This is a genomic window from Anaerovibrio lipolyticus DSM 3074 (assembly GCF_900141865.1).
GTDB classification, from domain to species: Bacteria; Bacillota; Negativicutes; order Selenomonadales; family Selenomonadaceae; genus Anaerovibrio; species Anaerovibrio lipolyticus.
The window spans coordinates 1-23,317 of the sequence record NZ_FQYW01000005.1 but is presented as its reverse complement, the minus strand read 5'-3'; the positions used below and the strand labels follow the sequence as shown (position 1 = coordinate 23,317).

Sequence of the window (23,317 nt, the reverse complement as noted above, 5' to 3'; positions counted from 1 at the left end):
GGGACATCTTAAAGCTCGTTATATTGATATGCTATTATTGTCCAATCATCATTTTGATTATTTCCTTGTCCGTTTCCTTCATGCCGATGCGGCCTAGGCGGCTGATGTTTCTGATGGTGTTTTCCACACCCTTCAGAACAAGACCGTCGCCACCATAAAATTCCTGTCCGTTGCGGAACATCTCAAATCCCATAATGCCCGCATCCACGGCTGCGGAAATCTTGGCGGCACAGGAGGCCTTGGCGCCATCACAGACTATACCGGAGGTAATGGCCAGAGCATTGACGATGGTGTGGATTACAGCATTGTAATCCTTGGTACAAAGCCAGGCAATGCCTGCCCCTGCACCAGCTCCGGCACTTACGGCTCCGCAGTATGCAGAAAGACGGCCAATACCCTCTTTTTCGTGGAGAGTGACAAGATTGGACAGCAGAAGGGCACGGTACAGCTCATCCTGAGAGCTGCCCAGTTCCTTGGCATATTCAATAACTGGAAGGGAAACAGTCATGCCCTGATTGCCACTTCCAGAGTTGATAACCACTGGCATTTCACAGCCGTTCATGCGGGCATCGGAGCCAGCGGCGGCCCGGGCACGGGCACGGACATGTACATCGTTTCCATAAGACTTCAGAAGGGTTTTTCCAATATTGGCACCATAGTTGTTTTTTAGACCTTCATCGGAAATGGCTGTGTTGTAGGCAATCTGACGATCAATGGTATCTTTTATGTCATCAAGGTCACAGGTCATGGCAAAATCGTAAATATCCTCAATTGTCATGCATTCATAATCCGGCTTGCCAGTATCAACGGAATCTACAATTTCCTTTTCAAATATAACCGCATCATTTTTGGAAATTTTAACAATATTGGTGTGTTCATTTACTACATGCACCTCAGCGGTATCGCTTCCGCTCCATACAGTAACAATAATGTCCAATACATGCTCTGACTGGGCGGCATCTACATGGATTTCAGTGTTTTCCATGTAGCTTCCCAATTTTTCTTTTTCTTCCGGCTTTACATGGGCAATTACTTCCAGAGCGGCATTGGCATCACCAGCCAGCACACCTATTGCAGCGGCGGCTTCAATACCCTTACGGCCATCAGTATTTGGGACAATAACGCTTTTTACGTTCTTTATGATGTTTCCGCTGGCAGCTACTGTGATTTTATCCGGCAGCTTTCCCAACGCTTCACGGGCCCTGGCAGCGCAATATGCAATGGCAATAGGCTCGGTACAGCCCATGGCCGGCACCAGCTCCCGCTTGAGTATTTCAATATATGCCTGATAGGTTTTACTAGTTTTCTCCATGTAAGTTCACCCTTCTCGTACTATATTTGGTATTAATTATAACGCATTTATGGGTAAAAAAATACTCTTTTAAGCAGTAGGCATGATGTTGGATTCAAAAAATAAGGGGAATTTTACACAGTTTATTGACTAAAATTTAATAATATATTTCCAATTAGAGGAATTTGACCATAATTAGAGAATATTAAAAGCATAAGATTTTTTTGTGAGGAGGCTTCGATAATCAGGGGAACAATTAAAGAATCATAAATAAGATATCGAGAGAGGCTTCTAAGAGAATTTGGAGGGGTTAACATGAAGGTTTATACTACTGACAAAATTCGTAATGTGGTTTTGCTGGGCCATGGTGGCTGCGGAAAGACAACCCTGGCTGAAGCAATGGCTTATCTGAGCGGTATAGTGTCAAGACCGGGCAAGATAGAAGATGGTTCCACTATTTCCGATTGTACCAAGGAAGAAGTTAAAAGACAGATTTCCATATCTACCTCTGTTGTTCCTGTTGAATGGGATGATTTTAAGATTAATGTTCTTGATACCCCGGGATTCTTTGACTTTGAGGGCGAGGTCAATGAGGCCATGAGCGTGGCAGACGGCGCCATTATTGTGGTTTCCGGCAAGGCCGGTGTAGAAGCTGGTACGGAGCGTGCGTGGGATCTTTGCGAGAAGTATCACCTGCCAAGAATTTTCTTTATTACAGATATGGATATTGACTCTGTTTCCTATCGTCAGGTGCTGGATGATCTCAATGTTATGTTCGGCAAGAAGATTGCACCTTTCAATATGCCGTTGCGTGAGGATGAAAAGCTGGCAGGCTATATCAACGTAATTCAGAAAAAGGCCTTCCGTTATCAGGGTGAAGAGGCCGTGGAGGAGGAGGTTCCGGACTATTCCGTAAGCTACCTCAATCAGTATAATGATTCATTGATGGAGGCCGTTGCAGAAACATCTGAAGAATTTCTTGACCGTTATTTGTCAGGTGACTCTTTCTCAGAGGCAGAGATTCGTGCGGCAGTAAGAAGTGCTATTTCCGATGGTTCCATTATTCCTGTGGAGTCAGGATCTGGTATTGCTCAGCGCGGTGTGTATACTTTGCTGGACGACATTGTAAAGTATATGCCATCCGCTGATAATCGCAAAATGTCTGGTATTAATGCCCAGACAAATGAGATTTTTGAGGCAAACTTTGATATTCTTAAGCCAAAAACTGCATTTGTGTTTAAGACTATCGCGGATCCATTTATTGGTTTTTACAGCTTGATAAAGATTCGCTCTGGTGTGGTTAAGGCCGATGATATAATGTATGATGTGCGTACCGGCAATGAGTTTAAAATTGGTAAGCTGTACGTACTGCGGGGCAACAAGGCTACAGAGGTTCCTGAGCTTCATGCTGGCGATTTGGGCGCTTTGGCCAAGCAGACGGCGGTTAAGACTGGTGATACCTTGTCTACAAAGAATAATCCAGTGGTATATGCCAAGATGGATTTGCCGACACCTTATACCTGCATGAGATGGAAGCCGGTTAAGAAGGGTGACGTGGATAAGATTGCCATGGCAATGCAGAAGATTGCCGCAGAGGACCAGACCTTTAAGTTTGAACGTGATAATGCCAACCGTCAATCCTTGATTTATGGTATGGGTGACTTACATCTGGAAATTATTCAGTCCAGACTTCTCAATGAGTATAAGGCTGAGATTAAGACAGAGAAACCAAAGGTTGCCTTCCGTGAGACCATAAAGAAGCGTTCTGATGTGGAGTTTAAGTACAAGAAGCAGACTGGTGGACACGGCCAGTATGGTCATGTAAAGATGCGCTTTGGTCCATCTGGTACCAATGATCCGTATGTATTTGATGAAGAGGTTGTAGGCGGTGCAGTACCAAAGAATTTCTTCCCTGCTGTTGAAAAGGGTATTGCCGCAGGCTGTGAGCGGGGACCATTGGCAGGCTATCCTGTAGTTGGCGTTCATGCCACCCTTTATGATGGTTCTTATCACTCCGTTGATTCCTCAGAGAATTCCTTTAAGATTGCTGCAGAGCAGTGCTTCAAGAAGGGGATTATGGAGGCAGGAGCAGTTCTTTTGGAGCCATTTGTAATGCTGAAGGTAACGGTGCCTGATTCCTATATAGGTGATGTTATTGGTGACCTGAACAAGCGTCGGGGCAGTGTAATGGGCATGACCCCAATGAATGGCAAGCAGGTTATTGAAGCGGAGATTCCGCAGATGGAGCTCTATGGCTACAGTACGGTGCTTCGCTCCATGACTGGTGGGCGGGGCGATTTTTCCTATGAATTTTCCCGCTATGATCAGGCACCTGAGGACGTACAGTCCAAGGCTATCGCCGCATATCAGGAGAAGCTGGCAGCCAGTGATAATGAAGAATAAAAATTATCTTTTGTTTAAAGTGTTGACAAAAATAAAATAATAGTTTATATTAAGCCCATAACTTGATACTGACTAGCAATGAAGCTTCGCCTCGGTGCCATTGGTGCCGTAAGGCGAAGCTTTTTTCTGTCAGTGCAGTTATTAGGGTATTATATTTATATGCTTGGCAATGGGGCCGTCGAAGTTTCTGACGAGAAGCTTTGGCGGCTTTTTTGTTTGAAGCAAAGAGTAAGGGAGGAATATGTATGAGCATGAATTATAGTGGTACTGCCGTCATGGAAGCACCAAAGAAGGAAGAAGATTTAAGTCGCGTGTTAAAGCCTATTCATTTGTGGTCATTGGCCGTAGGCCTTGTAATATCCGGTAATTACTTCGGTTGGAGCTATGGCTTTGCCGAGGGTGGTGTTATGGGTCTGGCATTGGCTCTTATACCTGTAACTATTTTCTACGTAACCTTTATTTTGTCCTATTCGGAGCTGGCAACAGCAATTCCACATGCCGGTGGTCCATCAGCCTATGCCCGTCGTGCCATGGGTAAGTTTGGCGGCTATCTCAATGGTATCAGCTGCCTTATTGAGTTCGTATTTGCCCCACCTGCCATTGCCTTGGCTGTAGGTGGCTACGTACATGCCCTGCTTCCGATGATTGACCCAATGGTGGCAACTGTGGCTGCATTTTTTTTCTTCATTTTCCTGAATTATTTGGGAATGAAGACCTCTGCCACCTTTGAGCTGGCTGTAACAGTAATTGCCCTCCTCGGCTTGGTGGTGTACTGGTTCCTGGCAGCCCCTCATTTTGATCCTGCACTGGTAATGTCCGAGCCACTGCTTCCAAACGGTTTCAGTGGTGTAATGGCAGCTGTTCCTTTTGCAATCTGGTTCTATCTGGCCATCGAGGGTGGTGCCATGAGTGCTGAGGAAATGGTAAATCCTCAGAAGGATATTCCAAAGGGCTTCCTTAGTGGTATGGCTACCCTGCTTGTTATGGCAGCATTGACTTTGTTCCTTACTGCTGGTCTTGGTAATGTTGAGGCTGTTTCTGCTGTTGATTTCCCATTGCCATTGGCTTTGGCTTCTGTATATGGTGATGGTTCCATGCCGGTTCTTCTTATGAGTGGTATTGGTCTTTTCGGTTTGATTGCATCTCTCCATGGTATTATCGTGGGCTATTCCCGTCAGACCTATGCTATGGCCCGTACCGGCTATCTGCCAAAGTTCCTGGCACATATTGATGAAAAGCATCATACCCCTGTATGGGCGTTGATTCTGCCAGGTATTGTATGTCTTTTTACAGCACTTACTGGTCTTACTGATTTGGTAATCACCATTGCTTGCTATGGATCTGTTGTTATGTATGTTACGTCTCTGATTTCCCTGTTTATTTTGCGCAGCAAGGAACCAAACCTGAAGCGCCCATTCCGCGTATCCTATCCTATTATTCCAATTATCAGCATGGTGATGGCTATTTTCTGTGTAGTAAGTCTGGTAATGGCTTCCAGTGATGCTCTCCCTTATGTGGCTGGTATCTATGCAGTGGCTATTGCATATTACTTTATCCACGGCAATAAGCATATCCGCCCATATGAAGAAGAATTTGGTGTTATGGATGATTTGGATCAGGAATAAATTATGGAGCAGGTCATTCTAAGTGCGGGAATTGATTTGGGAACCACCACTTCACAGGTGATATTCAGCCGCATAAAGCTGGAAAACATATCCTATACGGCGGTTCCCGAAATCCGCATCAAGGAAAAAGAAATAATTTATAAAAGTAAGATATACTTTACCCCACTGACGGCGGATAACCATATTGATATCCCCGCTCTAAGGTCCATTTTGCAAAGGGAATATGAGATGGCTGGAATAAGTCGTCAGGATATTTCCACGGGAGCTGTAATCATTACTGGTGAAACCTCCCGCAAGGAAAATGCCCAGCAGGCACTGGAGGGCATTTCAGCTGAAGCAGGTGACTTTGTGGTGGCTGAGGCCGGCCCGGATCTGGAATCCGTTTTGGCGGGTTTCGGCTCCGGGGCCGCAGCTGCTTCCAGGGGTTGGGAAGGAGCGGTTATCAATTTTGATATTGGTGGGGGTACCACCAATGCCGCAGTATTTTGCAACGAGGAAATACAGGATTCCTTTGCTTTGGATATTGGCGGACGCCTGGTGCGTTTAGATGAGAATGGGAAAATTACTTATATTTCTGACCGCCTTATGCCACTTATCAAAGAACTGTCTCTTCCCATTGAAATAGGAGTAAAGGCAGAACTTGACAAACTTAAGCAGCTTACTGATGCATTGGCCATGGTACTTCTGCATATTTGTCAGGGACATGAATTAACTGCTGTTGAGGAAAAGTTATTCATCAATCATGGTATAGAAAATAGAAAATATAAACGGGTAATGTTTTCCGGTGGTGTGGCTGAATGTATTTATGACAGTTCATTGGATGGAGACTATGTTGATATCCATGGCGTAAATAAATATGGGGACATTGGGCCCCTTTTGGGGGAATCTATCCGTCAGATGTTCAGTCAGGAGGATGAGATTATCGTACTTGAGCCACGGGAAAAGATTCGGGCCACGGTTATTGGTGCTGGCAGCTATTCAGTGCGTATTAGTGGCAGTACAGTGATTATGGATGATGGCTGTGTGCCTTTGAAAAATATCCCGGTGCTGCGTCTGCACCATACGGAACAGGAGCATGAGATACAGGAGGAATATAAAATAAAGCGGCGTCTTTACCCTCAGACCCAGCAGATAGCCATATCCTTTGCGGGAAAAAGGGCCCCTGAGTACAGTGCAGTTAAGGCTGTAGCCAAGGTCTTGGCGGATATTACAAGAAATGAGGGGGATATTCTGCTGGTTATTGTGGAGCAGGATTTTGCCAAAGCATTGGGAATGCTCCTTCGTCAGTTTGCCCGCCAGCATCATATTATTTGTCTGGATCGTATTCATGCTGCGGAGGGGGATTATGTGGATGTGGGAAAATCCGTATCCGGCATAGTTCCGGTGGCGGTGAAGACATTGATATTCAAGAGTTGAAAGTAGGTTAATTATATGAGATTAAAAACGACATTGTTTGGCCATACCTACGCCTTTAAGGATGTGAAGGAGGTACTGGCCAAGGCAAATGAGGAAAAATCCGGAGATATACTGGCCGGAGTTGCTGCGGAGTCTACAGTGGAAAGAATTGCCGCCAAGACAGTATTGGCTGATATGACCTTAGAGGATTTGCGTAATAATCCAGTGGTTCCCTACGAAGATGATGACATAACCAGAGTGGATCAGGATTCAGTAGATGAGGAGGTCTTTGGCCGTATTAAGGCAATGACTGTTGGAGAATTCCGGGAATTTTTATTATCAGCCTCGGAGAAGGAAATCGCTGCTATTCGTCCGGCTTTGACTTCGGAAATAGTTGCTGCCGTGGCTAAGCTCATGTCAAATATGGATTTGGTATATGCTGCCAAGAAAATGCATGTGGAGGCCACCTGCAATACTACCATTGGTAAGCCGGGAACTTTATCCTCCAGATTACAGCCGAATCATGCCACTGATGATGTGGCGGGGATAATGGCTTCAGTTATGGAGGGCATCAGCTATGGTGTAGGGGATGCAGTGATAGGCCTAAATCCGGCAGTGGATGCCATAGATAGCGTGGCGGATATTCTTAAGGAATTCAAGGAATTCATGTATAAATGGGATATTCCAACCCAGAACTGCGTATTGGCCCATGTTACCACCCAGATGAAGGTTCTGGAAAGGAATCTGGCCCCTATGGATTTAATGTTTCAGAGTCTTGCGGGCTCTGAGGTGGCCAGCCGTGCCTTTGGTATAAATGTTGCTCTGATGGATGAGGCTTATGCTATCATGAAGGAACGGAAAAGCTCAGTAGGCCCTAATTTCATGTATTTTGAGACAGGTCAGGGCTCAGAGCTTTCCGCTGATGGAAATCATGGTGCAGACCAGCTGGTGATGGAGGCCCGTTGCTATGCCTTCGCCAAGCGGTATAATCCATTTTTGGTAAATACAGTGGTGGGCTTTATTGGTCCTGAGTACCTCTACGATGGCCGTCAGATGATTCGGGCCGGTCTGGAGGACCATTTTATGGGCAAGCTCACTGGTATACCTATGGGCTGTGATGTGTGCTATACCAATCACATGCGGGCAGACCAGAATGATCTGGAAAATTTGGCCATGATGCTGACCATGGCGGACTGCAACTACATTATGGGAATTCCGGCTGGGGATGATGTAATGCTTATGTATCAGACTACCAGCTATCATGATGCTGCGGCTTTGCGCAGATTAAGCGGAAAGCATACAATCGCTCCATTTGAAAAGCGTATGAAGGAGCTGGGGATTTTTGATGAACAGGGGAACCTTTCCACAATCGCCGGTGATCCGTCAGTGTTTATCAGCAGAGAGCAGGAAATACATTTAAGGAGTGCCGTATGATGAAAGAAGAATTTGTACCTGATGTATCCTTGCCGGAGGTTAAGGATAAGGTGTTAATTGATAACCCGAAAAGCTTGGAGCTGGTAAAGCGCCTGAAAAAGGCCACTAATGCCCGACTGGGGGTAGGGCGAGCTGGTGACCGCTTCAAGACTGAAACATTGCTGAAATTTCGGGCCGACCATGCCATTGCCCAGGATGCAGTTTGGACGGAGATAGATGAATCTCTGGTGGACGAAATGGGCTTTTACAAAGTTCAGACCATGGTCAATAACAAGGAGGAATATGTCAGAAGACCGGATTTGGGGCGTATTTTTTCGGAGGAAAGTACTGAAGCCATAAAGAGGGACTGCATTCACCAGCCTGATGTGCAGATAATTGTGGCGGATGGTCTCAGCGGATTTGCTATTAATGCCAATTTGAAGGATATGTATGCCATTATGATGGATGGCTTCAGAGAGAAAAAATACAAGGTGGGAACTCCAATATTTGTCCGCTATAGCCGTGTAGCCACCATGGATAGAATCAGTGAGGCCCTGGGAGCCAAGGTCACAATACAACTAATTGGGGAAAGACCGGGACTGGCCACTGGGGAAAGCATGAGTGTATATATGGCTTATGAATCCAGCCCAAAGAAGCCAGAATCCCAGCGCACAGTGGTATCAAACATTTACAGCAATGGTATACCTCCTATTGAGGCTGGGGCACAGGTGGTTCATTTGACGGAAATCCTCATGCGGGAGAAGAAAAGTGGTGTTGAACTGAAAATCTAAGGAGGCAAAATTATGGTACAGATGGATGAAGCAGCAAGATTAACCTCAAGGATGGCAGTGCCTAAAAAGAGCCTGGGTCTGTTGGAGCTTCAGATACAGAAATTGATGCGGGCCTGGAAGACAATACAGTTTGATCTTAGGCCTTTTCATTTTATTTTTGCGGCAGATAATGGTATAGTGGAAGAAGGTGTAGTGCGCCAATCTCAGGACATAACATATTTGCAGGCCAGAAATATGATGCTGGGGCTGTCAACCATCAGCTGTTTCTGCCAGTCCAATAACATTCCTTGGCTGGTAGTGGATGTGGGGATCAAGCGCGAGGAATCTGTAGGACTTAACCGCAAGGTTCGTCAGGGAACAAGAAATTTTTTGAAGGAACCGGCCATGACAGCAGAGGAATTTCAAAAGGCTTATGACGCTGGCTGTGAGCAGGTGGATGAGGCAGTGAGGCAGGGACACAATATACTGTCCTTTGGGGAAATGGGTATAGGAAATACTACCACTTCCTCTGCGGTCCTTCATGCCCTTTCTGGTATCTCCGCAGAATTTATTGTGGGATATGGTGCCAATCCAGCTTTTCCGGAGGTTATACAGCGCAAGCGACAGGTTATAGCTGATGCAGTGAGGAAATATAAGGAATTTTTGAGAACACCACAGGATATAATTCGTTATGTGGGTGGCTTCGATATTGCAGCCCTATGTGGTGCCATGGTTCGCTGCGGTGAGCTGCGTATTCCATTTGTACTGGATGGCTTTATTACGGCGGTGGCCTTTGCCTGTGCTGCCAAAATTCATCCTGATGTTGCCCGTGTAATGATACCTTCTCATCTTTCCAAGGAGCCGGGGATGAAATACGCTTTGGCCCTGGGGGGCATTAATGAAGATGAGGTGCCTATTAGAGCTGGTTTGGCTTTGGGTGAGGGCACAGGTGCTATTTTGGAGTTGAATATATTGCGGACAATGCTTTATACAGTGGCCCATATTGATCAGATGGCCCATCTGGAGGCTGAAGCTATGGAAGCCTGTCGGGCAAAATCGTCATAAAAATAATTAATTTGATAAGTAGGTGAGAACAATGGCAACCTATTTGGTAAGACATGGAGAATCTGAGGGAAATTGTCATAGGGGTTACTATGGCAGATTGGATACCCTATTGACAGAGCAGGGCATGGAGCAGGCCAGGGAGGCCGCACATGAGCTTTCAGAGCTTCTGAAGGATAATTCTGCCCATGAGGTGGCCATTTTCACCAGTCCGTTGCAGAGGGCTTTTAGGACGGCCTGCATACTGGAGGAAAATCTGGATGTTCCCTGCCAAATAGAAGTGGTGCCTTATCTGACGGAAATAGATTTTGGCCGTTGGGAAGGCATGGATTACGAGGAAATAAAGGAGAAATATCCGGAGGAATGCCTTGAATGGCAGGAGGATTGGATTAATTTCCGATTTCCTCAGGGAGAGAGCTTCAAGAAATTTTATCAGCGTGTTGAATGGTGCTGGAAGGGTCTTGAACGGAAAATAGACGCCTTTGAAGGTGATTCCGTGGTGGTATCCCATGGCGGGGTGCTGAAGGTAATAAAGCTCATTAATGAAAATCGCCCAGTGGATGATTTTTGGAAGCTGAAATTTTCCTTGGGAGAGGTACAGCAGTAATGAGAGTACAATAACAGTATAATATTTCCCCACCTGCCATCCGCTTATGTTATACTATACGGGTAGTAAAGTGGGGGATTTATATTGAAAGAAAATTACAGTATATCTTCAGAAAACATATTGAATAGAATCCATTCCCTAATGGAATGTCATAAGAATAAAAGGATAATTATTGCTATCGATGGCAGATGTGGTGCCGGAAAAACCACCTTGGCACAGTATTTGGAGGAGCAGACCGGGGCCACGGTTTTTCACATGGATGATTTCTTTCTGCGGCCGGAGCAACGGACCCCGGAGAGGTTCAATACGCCGGGAGAAAATGTGGATCATGAAAGATTTCTGTTTGAGGTGCTGGAGCCCTTGCGAAAGGGCGTGGTAGAGCTTCCTTATCAGAGGTTTGACTGCAAAAGCCAGTCACTGCAGGATGTGGTGGTTATCCGTCCTGGTAACCTATGCATTGTGGAGGGCTCCTATAGCTGCCATCCTTCACTGGTGAATATATATGATTATCGCATATTTATGACGGTGTCTACTGAGGAACAGATGGAGAGGATTATAAGGCGAAATGGCGCCGAGGCGGCCAAAATGTTTGAGTCCCGCTGGATTCCTTTTGAGGAAAGATATTTTTCTGTGTGCACCGTAGAAGGACAATGTGACTGTACTATAGATACCAGTAAAATGTAAAGTAACATTTACCTTGACATTTTTTTGATTTTGCTGTTTAATACTAACAGGTTCAAAAATAATATTGAACAAACCTATGATGTGGAGATCAAGCAAAAGGGGCACTCACAGAGAGTCCGGGAAGCTGGGAGCCGGATAGAACGCTGATTTGTAAATGGACCACAGAGGGCATGATGAAATGCAATGGATTTTGTACATGGCAGAGTATCTCATGACGTGAAGGCATACGTTAGTTGCCGGGGATATGATGGTATCCTGCTGAGTGTGTGAAGTCGCAAATCTAGGTGGCACCACGGGAATAGTTTATTCTCGCCCTTGACGATAGTTTTTATCGTTGAGGGCTTTTTTATTACGAAATCTTAGTGAATCGAATCTGTAAGATGAAGATGAACTTTAGATTTCGTATAAGGGCTGATGAAAGCCTGTATACTTTCATCTTGCTTATTGTCCACACTTCGGTCAGGCTGCTGGAAGGAAAGCAGTTAAGAGCTTTCAAAAAAATGTTTTGCTGTTTGAAAGGAGCCAAAAAAATGATTAGAGAAGCAATTGAAAAAATAGTAAGAAAAGAGGACCTGACCTATGATGAGGCGTACACTGTAATGAATGAAATTATGAAGGGCCAGACCTCTCAAACCCAGAATGCAGCCTTTTTGGCAGCTCTTTCCACCAAGAGCACCAGAGCGGAAACCATAGCGGAAATCTCCGGCTGTGCAGCAGCTATGCGTGAACTGGCTACTCCGGTTCCACACCCTGGCCTCAAGGTGCTGGAAATTGTGGGGACCGGCGGTGACCGTTCCAATACCTTTAATATTTCCACTACCTCTGCCTTTGTTATTGCTGCAGCTGGGGTAAAGGTGGCAAAGCACGGCAATAGGGCGGCTTCCTCCAAATCCGGTACTGCTGATGTGCAGGAGGCCCTTGGAGTAAATATTCAGCAGAGTCCTGAAAAGGCATTGGAGATGCTTAACGGCTGTGGCATGTGCTTCCTTTTTGCCCAGAAATATCATAGTGCTATGAAGTATGTTGGTCCTATCCGCAAGGAGCTGGGCTTTAGAACAGTATTTAATATTCTTGGTCCATTGACAAACCCAGCCAATCCGGACTACTTCCTGCTGGGTGTTTATGATGAATATTTGGTGGAGCCGGTAGCCAAGGTTTTGGATAAGCTAGGTGTAGCCAATGCTGTGGTGGTTCACGGCAAGGATCGTCTGGATGAGATATCTCCAAGTGCTCCTACCACTGTATGCGAGCTTAAGAATGGCTATTATCGTACTACCCAGATTTGCCCTGAGGATTTCGGTCTGGTGCGTGGAAGCAAGGATGAACTGGTGGGAGGCACTGCCGAGGAAAATGCTGAGATTACCAAAGGCGTTTTGTCTGGTAAAATTCAGGGTACCAAGAGAAATGCTGTGCTGATGAATGCGGGACTGGCCCTTTATGTGGCTCAGAAGGCACCAACCATGCAGGCTGGTATTGAACTGGCGGCTGAAATGATAGATAGTGGTAAAGCATACAAAACCATGGAGGCATATATTCAGCAGTCCAATGAGGCTTAAAAAACAAGGCAAATAATGATTAATTATGAAAAATAATTGTCATAATCTATATACAGTGATATATTTAAGAGGTAACAGAATAGCAAGGGGAGCGGAAATGCTGAGAGGTGTGTATGAAAAGACACACGACCCTGAACCTGATTTGGATAATGCCAACGTAGGAATGCTTACAGAGCATATAGGGTTGATGTGGCCCTCGCTCTGATACATATATAAAAAGTAAGGCAGTGTCCAATCGGGCACTGTCTTTTATTATGAAATCTTAGCGAATCGAATCTGAAAGATGAAGATGAGCTCTAGATTTCGTGTAAGGGCTGATGAAAGCCAGTATGCTTTCATCTTGCTTGTTTTTGGGAGGTACATGAAATGAAAAGAGAGTATGCAACACAAATGGATGCAGCCAGAAGGGGTATCGTTACACCTGAGATAGAGGCTGTGGCCAAAAAGGAAAACAGGGAGGTTTCCTTTATTATGGATATGGTGGCCCAGGGGAAGGTAGCCATTCCTGCCAATGTAAATCATAAGAGCCTTGAACCCAATGGAGTAGGCAGTATGCTGAAAACCAAGATAAATGTTAATCTGGGTGTATCAAGGGACTGCAAGGACTATGATATAGAAATGCAAAAGGTTATGAGTGCCGTTAATTTGGGAGCAGAGGCTATTATGGACCTATCCTCCCATGGCAATACCCAGCCCTTCAGACAGAAGCTGTGCCGGGAATGCCCTGCCATGGTGGGGACTGTGCCGGTTTATGATGCGGTGATTCACTATCAGAGGGATTTGGCAACTCTGACAGCCAAGGATTTTGTGGATGTGGTAAGACTTCACGCTGAGGATGGCGTGGATTTTGTCACTCTCCACTGCGGTATTACCAGAAAGACTATTGAGCAGATTCGCAAGGGCGAGCGGAAGATGAATATCGTTTCGCGGGGGGGCTCTCTAGTTTTTGCCTGGATGTCCATGACGGGGGAGGAAAATCCTTTCTACGAATATTATGATGAGATTTTGGACATTTGCCGTGAATACGATGTAACGGTAAGCCTTGGAGATGCCTGTCGTCCAGGGTGTCTGGCTGATGCCACCGATGGGGTGCAGATAGAGGAGCTGATTCGCTTGGGTGAGCTTACCCAACGGGCTTGGGACAAGGATGTCCAAGTAATGGTGGAGGGGCCGGGTCATGTACCTATGGATCAGATAGCCGCCAATATGAAGGTACAGCAGACTATATGTAAGGGAGCCCCATTCTATGTTTTGGGGCCTTTGGTTACGGATATTGCTCCGGGATATGATCATATTACTGCCGCCATTGGTGGTGCCATAGCTGCTATGAGCGGGGCGGCTTTCCTGTGCTATGTTACCCCAGCAGAGCATCTGGCATTGCCAAATGTGGATGATGTACGGGAAGGTATTATTGCCAGCAAGATAGCAGCCCATGCAGCGGATATTGCCAAGGACTTGCCGGGGGCTCGTGCTCAGGATGACCGTATGGCGGATGCCAGACGAAAGCTGGATTGGGAGGCACAGTACAGGGAGGCTTTGGACCCGGAAACAGCCAAGTCTATCCGCGACTCCCGTGCCCCTGAGGATGATCATGCAGATACCTGCAGCATGTGCGGAAAATTCTGTGCTGTGAGATCCATGAACAAGGCCCTGGCCGGGGAAATAATTGATATACTTTGAGAGTGAATATTTGTAATCATTTTTCAGGTGGAGCAAATAAGTTTTGATGCTGTTTGCTTCACTTTTTTGTTTGGAGTTTAATAACATCTTATACTTTCTGAACCATAAAATAGTGTAGAAATATTCAGCTATCTAAGAATCGCGTATAATTTTCATGCGGTAAGGTTAAGTAAGTAATTCGATTTCAATAATGATAGTATTCTATTTTGGGGGACAAGTTGTCCCCTGCCTTCATAAAAGTATTTTGTTATACTTAGCTCACAAGATAAATAAAAAATAAATCAAAGGAGGAGGGAAATCAGTAATGAAAATTTTGTTCTGCAATATAGCATGGATGAAATGGTATAAAGGCCCTCGTCCTTATGATGTGCCAGTAAATGGCGGGGCATATATAAAAGAAAATAAGGATGGTGCCGACTGCGATAACTTTTGGGTGGTGAAAAATTTCGAGCCATACAGAATTAATAAGGACACTGTGATTCCAGAAGGAAATATTATGATGGGCTATGTGGCAATGGGAAGCACACCAAAGGGAGATTTCCGCCAGATTAAGCTGGAGCGCATTTAGGGCTGTGAAGCCTGTAAGGATGTTGATTCCATCCTGGCTATGTTGAGTGGGATAGATTCCTTGATAATACCTTTGAGAAATTTGATTTCGATATGTAAGTTTAATATGGGAGATTTTTTGAAAGAACACAAGGCTGGTGAAAAAATAAAAGTATTGAAATACTAATTCTAAAATATTATAATATAAATATAAAGAATAAAGATATGAAATTAGTTTAATTATATTATCAACCTAACAATTAACAATCTCTCTATAAAGATGGTTGATTTTTACTAAGAATACAAATATAATGTAGGTGAGCAAAGGCTTTGCTCAGTTAAAGAGCGTTGCTGCTTTGAGTGCAAACCTTTAATTTAAGTGCTTCGCTACTTTGAATGCGAACCGTTAATTCGTGGGGAGATAGTAATATCTCCCTATTTTTTTGTTTGAAAAGAGATACATATGGACTTTTATCGTATTGATGAATCGTATAATAAGTTTTTGCAAGAATATGAGAAAGCAAAAAGAGGCATTACCAAGGTGCCTAATATAAGATATTCCGATCGGAATAAGTTCTCTTTTGGAGCAGTGCTGGAAGTAAATGGCATTAAATATTATGTTTCTGTATCTTCATTTAGTAGGAAGCAGGAGGCTAATATATTAATTCGTGTTCTTGGGGATGAGCGGGAAATAAAGGGCTCGTTACGTTTTAATTATATGGTTCCTGTTCCGAATGAATGTATTACGAGATTGATTATTAACGATATTGAAGATGAAAAGTATCGCTTATTAGTATATAAGGAGTACCGTTTTTGTATAGACAATGCTGATAAAATTGTGAAAAAAGCAAAGAAAATCTATGAAATGGTTATCAAAAACCGTAAGCAGATTTTGACAGATAATAGCTGTGACTTTCTTATACTTGAGGCTGGTTATCGTGAGTATATAAATAAGGTTCTGAATCGGAGCTGATAATCATATTTGACATTGGAAGTATAACAAAACCCTGTAGTTGGTATCTTTGAAATACTGTCTACAGGGTTTTATTATTGTATGATGATATAAAGCTCACTGGTCGCAGCAGTTGATTTCTGCGATTTCTTCAATGGTATGGTGCAGCTTGTTTACCATAGGGGTATCAGCAGCGGTATAGTATACCTCCTTGCCCTCACGGCGTGTGGTTACTAGGCCGGTGTTTTTTAGAACCCGAAGATGGTGGGATACGGCCGGGGAAGACATATTCATAAAGGCCGCAATATCCACCACACATTCTTCCGTGTGACAAAGCAGCCAAAATATACGCAATCTTGTAGGATCACCAAGCTGCTTCATGGCTTCTGCTACAGCGGCAATGGTACATTCTGCTGGCATATTTTCAACTATATATTGTTCTTCTTCATGGCTATGGTGGTTATGGGGAAGTGTAGTCACGGATAAAGCACTCCTTCTGATGGAATAACGATTCTTTGTATCGTATTTTAAATTAATTATAGCAGAAATTAACTATTAAGCAAAAGTTTAATTATTCACTTGACAACGATTAAGCAATTGTTTAATATATAGACATAGAAAACAATTAAATAACTACTTAATTGTTTGTACTATTGACTGACAATTATGTGGATGTATGCAGGAAAAGAAAGAGAGGAATGTTATTATGAAAAAGACCTATACAATTGATGTGGATTGTGCAAACTGTGCTGCTAAGATGGAGGATGCAGCAAATAAGGTTGATGGTGTTAAGGCTGCTTCTGTAAATTTCATGGCCTTGAAGATGAAGGTTGAATTTGAAGATGGTGTTGAGCCAAATGATGTTATGAAAAACGTATTGGCTGACTGTCGCAAGGTGGAGCCGGACTGCGAAATCTTCTTTGAGTAAGTAAGAGCAGCATTAGGCTGCAAGGGGAGATTGCCATGACTGAAAAACAAAAACAAAATCTGATACGTATAGTAATTACCTCCGTCATTATGATTGCCTTAAATTTTATTGAGGTTGATGGAATGTTCAGGTTTACCTTATATATCATTCCATATTTTATAATCGGACATGACATATTGATAAAGGCTGTGAAGGGAGTCAGAAACCGTCAGCCCTTTGACGAGAATCTGCTGATGGCCATTGCTACTTTAGGGGCCATTGCCTTGGCGTTGTATCATAGTGGTGATTATGTAGAGGCCATTGCGGTAATGTTGTTTTATCAGATTGGCGAATGGTTCCAAAGCTATGCCGTGGGCAAGAGCCGCAAGGATATTGCAGACTTAATGGATATCGCTCCGGATTATGCCAACATGGAAAATGAGGATGGCCAGTTGGAGCAGGTGGACCCAGATGATGTGAAAATTGGTTCTGTTATTGTGGTTAAGCCCGGTGAAAGGGTTCCCATTGATGGCATTGTGATAGAGGGGCATTCAACCTTAAATACTGCGGCTCTTACGGGGGAATCTCTGCCACGGGATGTGGAACCGGGAAAAGAGATTATTTCCGGCAGTATAAACCTTACTGGCTTGTTAAAGGTGCGTACCACAAAGGAATTTGGTGAGTCCACGGCCTCAAAAATCCTTGAACTTATCGAGGACGCAAGCTCCAGAAAGTCAAAGTCTGAGGAATTTATTACAAAATTTGCCCGTGTGTATACCCCTATTGTCGTGTGGGCAGCCATTGCCTTGGCGTTAATCCCACCAGTTGTTTTAACTGTTATGGACAGTGAACCAATGTGGGGAGAGTGGCTGTATCGGGCCTTGACCTTCCTAATAATCAGTTGTCCTTGTGCATTGGTTATTTCCATACCATTGTCATTCTTCGCAGGCTTGGGGGCAGCCAGCCGTCATGGTGTATTGGTAAAGGGCTCTAATTTCATGGAAACCCTTTCTGAAACCAAAACAGTTGTGTTTGATAAAACTGGTACTCTGACTAAAGGCACCTTTAGTGTGGTGGCTATTCATCCAGAAAAGCTGGACGAAGCACAGCTTCTTCATTTGGCGGCTCATGTGGAAAGATATTCCTCACATCCAATAGCACTTTCATTGCTGGAGGCTTATCCTGATGAAAAGGATGATTGCATAATAGAAAACACCGAGGAAATAGCTGGTCGCGGTATAAAAGCAATCATTAACGGTGATACTGTCTGTGTAGGTAATTCCCGCATGATGGATGATTTGGGTGCAGAATGGAAGCCTTGTGAACATACGGGAACCATTGTCCATGTGGCCATAAATGGCGAATATGAAGGACATATTGTGGTGTCTGATACACCTAAGCAACACAGCAAGGCAGCTATTAAAGCTCTTAGGGAGCAGGGGATACGGGAGACTGTTATGCTTACTGGTGATTCCAAAGAGGTGGCTGAAAAAGTTGCTGCTGAATTGGGTCTGGATCAGGTGAAAAGTGAGTTGTTGCCTCAGGACAAGGTCAGCGAAGTGGAGAAGCTGCTTGCTGGTAAACGCAGTGAGGATGAAGCACTGGCCTTTGTTGGTGATGGTGTTAATGATGCACCGGTGCTTTCCAGGGCAGATATCGGAATTGCCATGGGCGCTATGGGCAGTGATGCAGCCATAGAGGCTGCCGATGTGGTACTGATGGATGATGATCCATTTAAGATTGCCACAGCCATACGTATTTCCAAGAAATGTCTCAGAATTGTAAAGGAGAATATATGGTTTGCCATTGGGGTTAAAGTGTTGGTACTCATTGCAGGTGCATTAGGTTTTGCCAGTATGTGGGCAGCTATATTTGCAGATGTGGGAGTGGCAGTCTTGGCTATTCTTAATGCTATGCGGTGTATGTACGTAAAGGCCCAAGATCCAGAAACTATAAATTAATTTAAATAGCAGGAACATTATTAATAGCACGGATTAGGAGCTAAAACATTTTTTACTGGTTGATAATAGCAATAAAAATTATAACTCGCGTTGCCCTTACGGGATAACATCACAACGCTCAAACAGATAATTTTTATCACTAATGCAGGTTTGTAAAAAATTGTTTTTTAACGCTCTCAATCCTATTGCTATGAACAATTGTTCCTGCTTTATTATTTTGTAAGATTTAAATATCGATTTATACTTATTATTGTACTCTTACTCTAAAGGATAGTATAGGATCCTGTAGATTGCCTAATATTTCTCCCTCTGGCAGCCATTCCCTGGACCAACCCTGATTCTTGATGCGTCCCTTGTAGGAAACGGACCATAAATCGCCTCTCCAGCTACCTAAGGCTATTTGTATACCATCAATAGGCTTGCCATAGATACCGGCTGTGGATCCGTTCATGGCCCAGCCAGTCCATTCACCATTCTGCACGTGAACACGATACATGACATACATATTTCGCCCAGTGAGGAACTGTACCCGTATGGCATCAATGGTCTGGCTTCCATAAGGGTCTCCGGCGGCCTCACCGTCATTGGCCCGGTCTGACCAGCCGTTTTCCAGAGTGTGGGCATAATACTGAATCAGGGGGCGGTCACCAATATCATCAAGATCCCCCCAGCCCCAGCCCAATCCCCAGGCAAAGCAGCTGGATATAGATAATAGCATAAAGCTGAACGTCAAAAGCAAAACTTTGAGTTTATCCATAGTAATCTCCCCTTTCTATAAGAATATCGAAGAAAAATGCCGGCCCCAAAAGGAACCGGCACTTTTTTTACATTAGAAGTTGATTAAATACCAAGCTCGATGTTGCGGATGGTTTCCTGCAGAACCTTGAGTTTTTCGGTAACTGTGGCGTTAACGCTGTCCAAATCATTGATAACTTGAGTGGATTTGGAAATCTGCTCCAGACTATGCTGCAGGCTGTCGTGAACGGAAGCCACCTGTTTGGAGAAGCGCTGGTCAAATTCGTCAATTTTTGCTTCAAATTCCTTGTTCTTGGCCAAAATGGTATCAATGGCCTTAACATCGTTTACCAGAGTGTTAATGGCCTCATCGGAGCTTTGAACGCTTTCTTGGGTGCTCTTGGACAGCTTGCCAACCTCTTGGGCTACAACGGCGAAGCCACGACCATGTTCACCGGCACGGGCGGCCTCAATGGCAGCATTGAGGGCCAGAAGATTTATCTGGGAAGAAATATCCGTAATAATTTGCATTACATCATTTATCTTTTCAGTGCTGGAGCTTAGGAGCTTTAGTTTTGGTGTAATTTCTGAATTACGTTCCAGAAGCTGGGTGAAGTAGGAACCCTGTTCGTCAATACCACCGGAAAGCTCCTGCATGGAATCCTTAACCGCATCAACGTCCTTGGACATCTGGGAAATAGTACGGATAATGGATGGCAGGCTCTGCTGATATTCGTCAAAGAGGTCAAGGACCTGATCCTTCAGTACACCTACACGCTGCTGACGGGCGATTACACGGGTGAGGAAGAATTCCTGACAAGCAGCATAATGACCAGCAAAATAATCCAGATACTGATCGTGGAAGGAAGTACCATTTGGTTCATAGTAGAAGAAAATAGCCGTCAATGTTTCGTTCATGTGGAGACCGCTGATTTCACCAAAGCTGGAGAAACCGGCCACAGGATATTCGTTGAACATATCAATGTGCTTGATTTCTTCAGGATACCCAAGACGGCGGAGTATACAGTCATTTAAGATAGCACCAATTGGAGTAGGCTTGCCCTGATTGAACTCTCTAACAGCATTTTTGAGGTCATTTTCCAGTCCTACGCGTTTCATAAGGTAGAGGCGCTCACCGGATTCAATATCACAGAAGAAATTGATGCGGTAATTTGCTTCATCAATGCTGGAAATGGAACGGATAAAGTTTTCACCCTTTATATCGGTGGCGAAGGTGTATTCCTGCAGCTTTGCGTTAAGCTCAGAAACACTGGAGCATCCCAGCTCTCTCTTAAGGGCATCAATGAATGGTATGGCCTCACCGTTGGTGTCTTCCACAGTGGAAATGTAACGCAGAGCGGAGTTGGCATTTACGACGTCGAAATATTTGCCCACTCTTTCAACGGCCTGAGTCTTTAAAATACCATAGCGGTAGTTTTTGGAGGTGTGAACGATAACGGCTACGGCAACATTCTCCAAAACCTGACTGTCGTTATAGATATAGGTGTGCTGAAAATCAAGTAAACCAGCAGCACTACCTCCTATAAATGGGATAGGGAACATACCATTCTGGTAAAATGCCTGCATAACGAAGGATTCGCAGTTGGAAAGACCATCGATGTACAAAAGGCCAAAGGTGTGGTTTACATTCATGCGGAATGGAATCTTATGCTTGTCAATTTCCTGCTGCATCCTTCTAACACGTTCTTCGACACTTATAGAAACCTGCCCTTGACGCAGATCCTCATTTGGCAGATTGATGGTCATAATATACATATTATCAATCATGCGGCGGGAGAATACTTGCAGCAAAACCTTGCGACGGTTGTCAGGTGCTTCGCAATATAAGGTGCGGCTGCTGGCAGTTCTGCACAGCTCACCGGAGGTGGTTAACAAAATAAGCTTGGCATTTGGAGGCAATACGGCCTTTATGCTGGAAGCAACATCATTCATGTCGTTATCTGGGGAAACATAGCCGATAACCAGTGCAGGCCCTTCAGCAACGTCAAAGAGAGGAGTTAATGCTGAAGAATTCAGCTCACTGGTGGACAAATAAGCCACCTTGGTGTCCGGAGTAGAGGAAACACTGGCGGTAGGCGTAGCTGCCGGACGAACCGCCTTTGGAGCTATTCGCTCTGCCGGTGACGGCGTGGCTGCTTTTGGTTGATTTGACTTAAATAAACTATCAAACATAATATATGACCCCCTATGTAAAGTCTTTCCACGTTAATACAACAATCATTATACACTGTTAAAATTCGTTATTGATAAATAATTTCCTGCTTTAAAAGAAAAATAATACTTAATTTAGAGAAATTATCTATAGAAAGATTTCGCAGATAAAAGCAGGAATATGCCCATAAATGTAGAAAAAATAGTTTGTAAAAGTGACTAAAATTACATAGCAAATATGTAGTTTGATAACTAAAAGAAAGGATAGGGTTATTATGTCGAATAACAACATTTCGAATCAGGGGAATGTCCGTACTGTAAAGACGGAAATCCTGATGTATGTGTTGCCTATTGTAATAATAGGCCTAGTTATTATGTCTGGTATAATCTTCAAGTATGTGGGAAGTACCTTTGAGGATCAGCTGACACGCAGCTCTCTGAACAATGCTCAGGAGGTCTCCGATGGTGTATCTGCATGGCTGGAGACGCGTATGCTGGAGACCCAGAATGCTGCAAATATTCCTTCTGCAAAGGCATTGAGGGAAAATCCTGCGGGGATGAATGAGAACAATAAATATCGTCTTGCTCTCATGAACAAGATTTATCCGGGGGTTTATGACTCCGTGAGCTGGGGTCCCTTCGATGGCTCTGGCTTATTGTATGGTGAGACAAAGTCCGGCTTCAAGGAAATGCATAATGCAGATAAGGCATGGTATAAAGAGACTATGACTGGTGCCAAGGATTCCTTTATGTCATCCCCTGTAATTTCTCAGGCCACTGGTAAAATTATTGTGAATTCCATCGCTTTGGCAAAGGACAATAATGGCCAGAATGTAGGTATGGTATTGGCTGCCATTTATGTTGATGCAGTTATGGAGAAGGTAAGTGACTTTAAGCTTGGTGAAAAGGGCTACAGCCTTTGTAGAGACCCCCATAAGTTAGACTAAGTAATCTAACTTATGGGGGTCTTTTTATGGCAAAATACAGTGTTGAATTCAAATTGAAGATAGTTCAGGAATATTTGAAAGGGGATATCGGATACCATGCTTTAGCCCACAAATATGGTATACCTGACAAAAAACGTATTCAATTTTGGGTTGCAAAATATCGGGTAATGGGGGAAAAAGGACTTCAACGGTCAAGAAAAAATGAAACCTATTCTTTCCAATTCAAGTTACATGCTGTAGAGTTATATTTAAGTACAGAGATGTCCTACCAAGAATTAGCACTTCAACTTAAATTAAAATCTGACGGGATTTTAGTAAACTGGGTTCGACGCTATCGTGCTGTTGGTATAGAAGGTCTCAAACCGCAACGGAAAGGCAGGCGGCCAAAGGTGCCAGACAAAACCAGCATTACACCTGAATGTAATATTAATCAAGATGAGAGACTTAAGCAGCTAGAAGAAGAAAATCTCAAGCTACGCATTGAGGTAGCCTATTTAAAAGAACTGAGGAGATTGCGCCTGGAGCAAGAGGCGCAGAAGCGAAAGCAAGGATCGCCCACAGTCTCCGAGGATCATTCAAATTAAAAGATATCCTTGCAGCTATTAAACTTC

General features: G+C 44.1%; 20 protein-coding genes and 1 riboswitch. Of the genes, 16 read left to right on the top strand and 4 right to left on the bottom strand.

Going from position 1 to position 23,317, the window contains the following annotated elements; genetic code table 11:
* Window positions 1-34: 34 nt before the first annotated feature.
* Complete coding sequence (locus B6K08_RS02305; protein WP_039211071.1) at window positions 35-1,312, bottom strand: L-cysteine desulfidase family protein; 1,278 nt, start codon at window positions 1,310-1,312, stop codon at window positions 35-37.
* Window positions 1,313-1,606: 294 nt separating this feature from the next.
* On the opposite strand from B6K08_RS02305, the gene B6K08_RS02300 reads away from it, so the two are divergent.
* From B6K08_RS02300 to B6K08_RS02245, 12 genes are all read left to right on the top strand, one after another.
* Window positions 1,607-3,694, top strand: coding sequence for an elongation factor G (locus B6K08_RS02300; protein WP_039211074.1), 2,088 nt, complete (start codon window positions 1,607-1,609; stop codon window positions 3,692-3,694).
* A 245-nt stretch (window positions 3,695-3,939) separates the two neighbouring features.
* A complete protein-coding gene (eat, locus tag B6K08_RS02295) occupies window positions 3,940-5,319 on the top strand; it encodes an ethanolamine permease (protein ID WP_080325262.1) in 1,380 nt (459 codons plus the stop codon).
* Window positions 5,320-5,322: 3 nt separating this feature from the next.
* Complete coding sequence (locus B6K08_RS02290; protein ID WP_039206041.1) at window positions 5,323-6,735, top strand: ethanolamine ammonia-lyase reactivating factor EutA; 1,413 nt, start codon at window positions 5,323-5,325, stop codon at window positions 6,733-6,735.
* A 15-nt stretch (window positions 6,736-6,750) separates the two neighbouring features.
* Window positions 6,751-8,148 (top strand): ethanolamine ammonia-lyase subunit EutB, encoded by a 1,398-nt coding sequence (locus tag B6K08_RS02285; RefSeq protein WP_039206042.1) that lies wholly within the window; start codon window positions 6,751-6,753, stop codon window positions 8,146-8,148.
* Window positions 8,145-8,918, top strand: coding sequence for an ethanolamine ammonia-lyase subunit EutC (eutC, locus tag B6K08_RS02280; RefSeq protein ID WP_234985159.1), 774 nt, complete (start codon window positions 8,145-8,147; stop codon window positions 8,916-8,918). The genes B6K08_RS02285 and eutC overlap by 4 nt, the downstream gene beginning before the upstream one ends.
* A gap of 12 nt (window positions 8,919-8,930) precedes the next feature.
* Window positions 8,931-9,962 (top strand): nicotinate-nucleotide--dimethylbenzimidazole phosphoribosyltransferase, encoded by a 1,032-nt coding sequence (locus B6K08_RS02275; RefSeq protein ID WP_234985157.1) that lies wholly within the window; start codon window positions 8,931-8,933, stop codon window positions 9,960-9,962.
* A gap of 31 nt (window positions 9,963-9,993) precedes the next feature.
* Window positions 9,994-10,566: a histidine phosphatase family protein gene (locus B6K08_RS02270; RefSeq protein ID WP_052212583.1), complete on the top strand. Its 573-nt coding sequence runs from the start codon at window positions 9,994-9,996 to the stop codon at window positions 10,564-10,566.
* 141 nt (window positions 10,567-10,707) lie between these two features.
* Window positions 10,708-11,250: a uridine kinase family protein gene (locus tag B6K08_RS02265; protein ID WP_052212586.1), complete on the top strand. Its 543-nt coding sequence runs from the start codon at window positions 10,708-10,710 to the stop codon at window positions 11,248-11,250.
* Between the two features lie 530 nt (window positions 11,251-11,780).
* Window positions 11,781-12,806, top strand: a complete 1,026-nt coding sequence (gene trpD / locus B6K08_RS02260) for an anthranilate phosphoribosyltransferase (RefSeq protein ID WP_039212009.1) — start codon at window positions 11,781-11,783, stop codon at window positions 12,804-12,806.
* Window positions 12,807-12,881: 75 nt separating this feature from the next.
* Window positions 12,882-12,987: riboswitch (TPP riboswitch) on the top strand.
* A gap of 185 nt (window positions 12,988-13,172) precedes the next feature.
* On the top strand, window positions 13,173-14,486 hold the full coding sequence (thiC, locus tag B6K08_RS02255; RefSeq protein WP_039212012.1) for a phosphomethylpyrimidine synthase ThiC: 1,314 nt from the start codon (window positions 13,173-13,175) through the stop codon (window positions 14,484-14,486).
* A 304-nt stretch (window positions 14,487-14,790) separates the two neighbouring features.
* Window positions 14,791-15,054, top strand: a complete 264-nt coding sequence (locus B6K08_RS02250; RefSeq protein WP_039212027.1) for a hypothetical protein — start codon at window positions 14,791-14,793, stop codon at window positions 15,052-15,054.
* 441 nt (window positions 15,055-15,495) lie between these two features.
* Entirely contained in the window at window positions 15,496-16,005 is a 510-nt protein-coding gene (locus B6K08_RS02245) for a type III toxin-antitoxin system ToxN/AbiQ family toxin (protein ID WP_039212016.1), read from the top strand.
* A gap of 96 nt (window positions 16,006-16,101) precedes the next feature.
* On the opposite strand, the gene B6K08_RS02240 is transcribed toward B6K08_RS02245, so the two are convergent.
* Window positions 16,102-16,464, bottom strand: coding sequence for an ArsR/SmtB family transcription factor (locus B6K08_RS02240; protein ID WP_027396431.1), 363 nt, complete (start codon window positions 16,462-16,464; stop codon window positions 16,102-16,104).
* Window positions 16,465-16,690: 226 nt separating this feature from the next.
* Here B6K08_RS02240 and B6K08_RS02235 point away from each other — a divergent pair, with 226 nt between their 5' ends.
* Together B6K08_RS02235 and B6K08_RS02230 are read left to right on the top strand one after the other, a co-directional pair.
* Window positions 16,691-16,912, top strand: a complete 222-nt coding sequence (locus B6K08_RS02235; RefSeq protein ID WP_039212031.1) for a cation transporter — start codon at window positions 16,691-16,693, stop codon at window positions 16,910-16,912.
* Window positions 16,913-16,947: 35 nt separating this feature from the next.
* Window positions 16,948-18,852, top strand: coding sequence for a heavy metal translocating P-type ATPase (locus B6K08_RS02230; protein ID WP_080325260.1), 1,905 nt, complete (start codon window positions 16,948-16,950; stop codon window positions 18,850-18,852).
* A gap of 247 nt (window positions 18,853-19,099) precedes the next feature.
* On the opposite strand, the gene B6K08_RS02225 is transcribed toward B6K08_RS02230, so the two are convergent.
* Window positions 19,100-19,609 carry a hypothetical protein gene (locus tag B6K08_RS02225; RefSeq protein WP_039208081.1) on the bottom strand — a complete coding sequence of 170 codons (510 nt, stop codon included), beginning with the start codon at window positions 19,607-19,609 and terminating at the stop codon, window positions 19,100-19,102.
* Window positions 19,610-19,692: 83 nt separating this feature from the next.
* Window positions 19,693-21,780: a methyl-accepting chemotaxis protein gene (locus B6K08_RS02220; RefSeq protein ID WP_039208078.1), complete on the bottom strand. Its 2,088-nt coding sequence runs from the start codon at window positions 21,778-21,780 to the stop codon at window positions 19,693-19,695.
* Window positions 21,781-22,034: 254 nt separating this feature from the next.
* Between B6K08_RS02220 and B6K08_RS02215 the strand changes: the two genes are divergently transcribed.
* Together B6K08_RS02215 and B6K08_RS02210 are read left to right on the top strand one after the other, a co-directional pair.
* Window positions 22,035-22,706, top strand: coding sequence for a cache domain-containing protein (locus B6K08_RS02215; RefSeq protein ID WP_080325259.1), 672 nt, complete (start codon window positions 22,035-22,037; stop codon window positions 22,704-22,706).
* Between the two features lie 26 nt (window positions 22,707-22,732).
* The gene (locus B6K08_RS02210) at window positions 22,733-23,290 is read left to right on the top strand and encodes a helix-turn-helix domain-containing protein (RefSeq protein WP_080325258.1); all 558 of its coding nucleotides are present in this window, start codon (window positions 22,733-22,735) and stop codon (window positions 23,288-23,290) included.
* Window positions 23,291-23,317: the final 27 nt, after the last annotated feature.

What these genes read in the sequence shown, in the direction of transcription:
- B6K08_RS02305 (WP_039211071.1), bottom strand. Translation starts at nt 1,312, where the DNA reads ATGGAGAAAACTAGTAAAACCTATCAGGCATATATTGAAATACTCAAG.
- B6K08_RS02300 (WP_039211074.1), top strand. Translation starts at nt 1,607, where the DNA reads ATGAAGGTTTATACTACTGACAAAATTCGTAATGTGGTTTTGCTGGGC.
- eat (WP_080325262.1), top strand. Translation starts at nt 3,940, where the DNA reads ATGAGCATGAATTATAGTGGTACTGCCGTCATGGAAGCACCAAAGAAG.
- B6K08_RS02290 (WP_039206041.1), top strand. Translation starts at nt 5,323, where the DNA reads ATGGAGCAGGTCATTCTAAGTGCGGGAATTGATTTGGGAACCACCACT.
- B6K08_RS02285 (WP_039206042.1), top strand. Translation starts at nt 6,751, where the DNA reads ATGAGATTAAAAACGACATTGTTTGGCCATACCTACGCCTTTAAGGAT.
- eutC (WP_234985159.1), top strand. Translation starts at nt 8,145, where the DNA reads ATGATGAAAGAAGAATTTGTACCTGATGTATCCTTGCCGGAGGTTAAG.
- B6K08_RS02275 (WP_234985157.1), top strand. Translation starts at nt 8,931, where the DNA reads ATGGTACAGATGGATGAAGCAGCAAGATTAACCTCAAGGATGGCAGTG.
- B6K08_RS02270 (WP_052212583.1), top strand. Translation starts at nt 9,994, where the DNA reads ATGGCAACCTATTTGGTAAGACATGGAGAATCTGAGGGAAATTGTCAT.
- B6K08_RS02265 (WP_052212586.1), top strand. Translation starts at nt 10,708, where the DNA reads ATGGAATGTCATAAGAATAAAAGGATAATTATTGCTATCGATGGCAGA.
- trpD (WP_039212009.1), top strand. Translation starts at nt 11,781, where the DNA reads ATGATTAGAGAAGCAATTGAAAAAATAGTAAGAAAAGAGGACCTGACC.
- thiC (WP_039212012.1), top strand. Translation starts at nt 13,173, where the DNA reads ATGAAAAGAGAGTATGCAACACAAATGGATGCAGCCAGAAGGGGTATC.
- B6K08_RS02250 (WP_039212027.1), top strand. Translation starts at nt 14,791, where the DNA reads ATGAAAATTTTGTTCTGCAATATAGCATGGATGAAATGGTATAAAGGC.
- B6K08_RS02245 (WP_039212016.1), top strand. Translation starts at nt 15,496, where the DNA reads ATGGACTTTTATCGTATTGATGAATCGTATAATAAGTTTTTGCAAGAA.
- B6K08_RS02235 (WP_039212031.1), top strand. Translation starts at nt 16,691, where the DNA reads ATGAAAAAGACCTATACAATTGATGTGGATTGTGCAAACTGTGCTGCT.
- B6K08_RS02230 (WP_080325260.1), top strand. Translation starts at nt 16,948, where the DNA reads ATGACTGAAAAACAAAAACAAAATCTGATACGTATAGTAATTACCTCC.
- B6K08_RS02225 (WP_039208081.1), bottom strand. Translation starts at nt 19,609, where the DNA reads ATGGATAAACTCAAAGTTTTGCTTTTGACGTTCAGCTTTATGCTATTA.
- B6K08_RS02220 (WP_039208078.1), bottom strand. Translation starts at nt 21,780, where the DNA reads ATGTTTGATAGTTTATTTAAGTCAAATCAACCAAAAGCAGCCACGCCG.
- B6K08_RS02215 (WP_080325259.1), top strand. Translation starts at nt 22,035, where the DNA reads ATGTCGAATAACAACATTTCGAATCAGGGGAATGTCCGTACTGTAAAG.
- B6K08_RS02210 (WP_080325258.1), top strand. Translation starts at nt 22,733, where the DNA reads ATGGCAAAATACAGTGTTGAATTCAAATTGAAGATAGTTCAGGAATAT.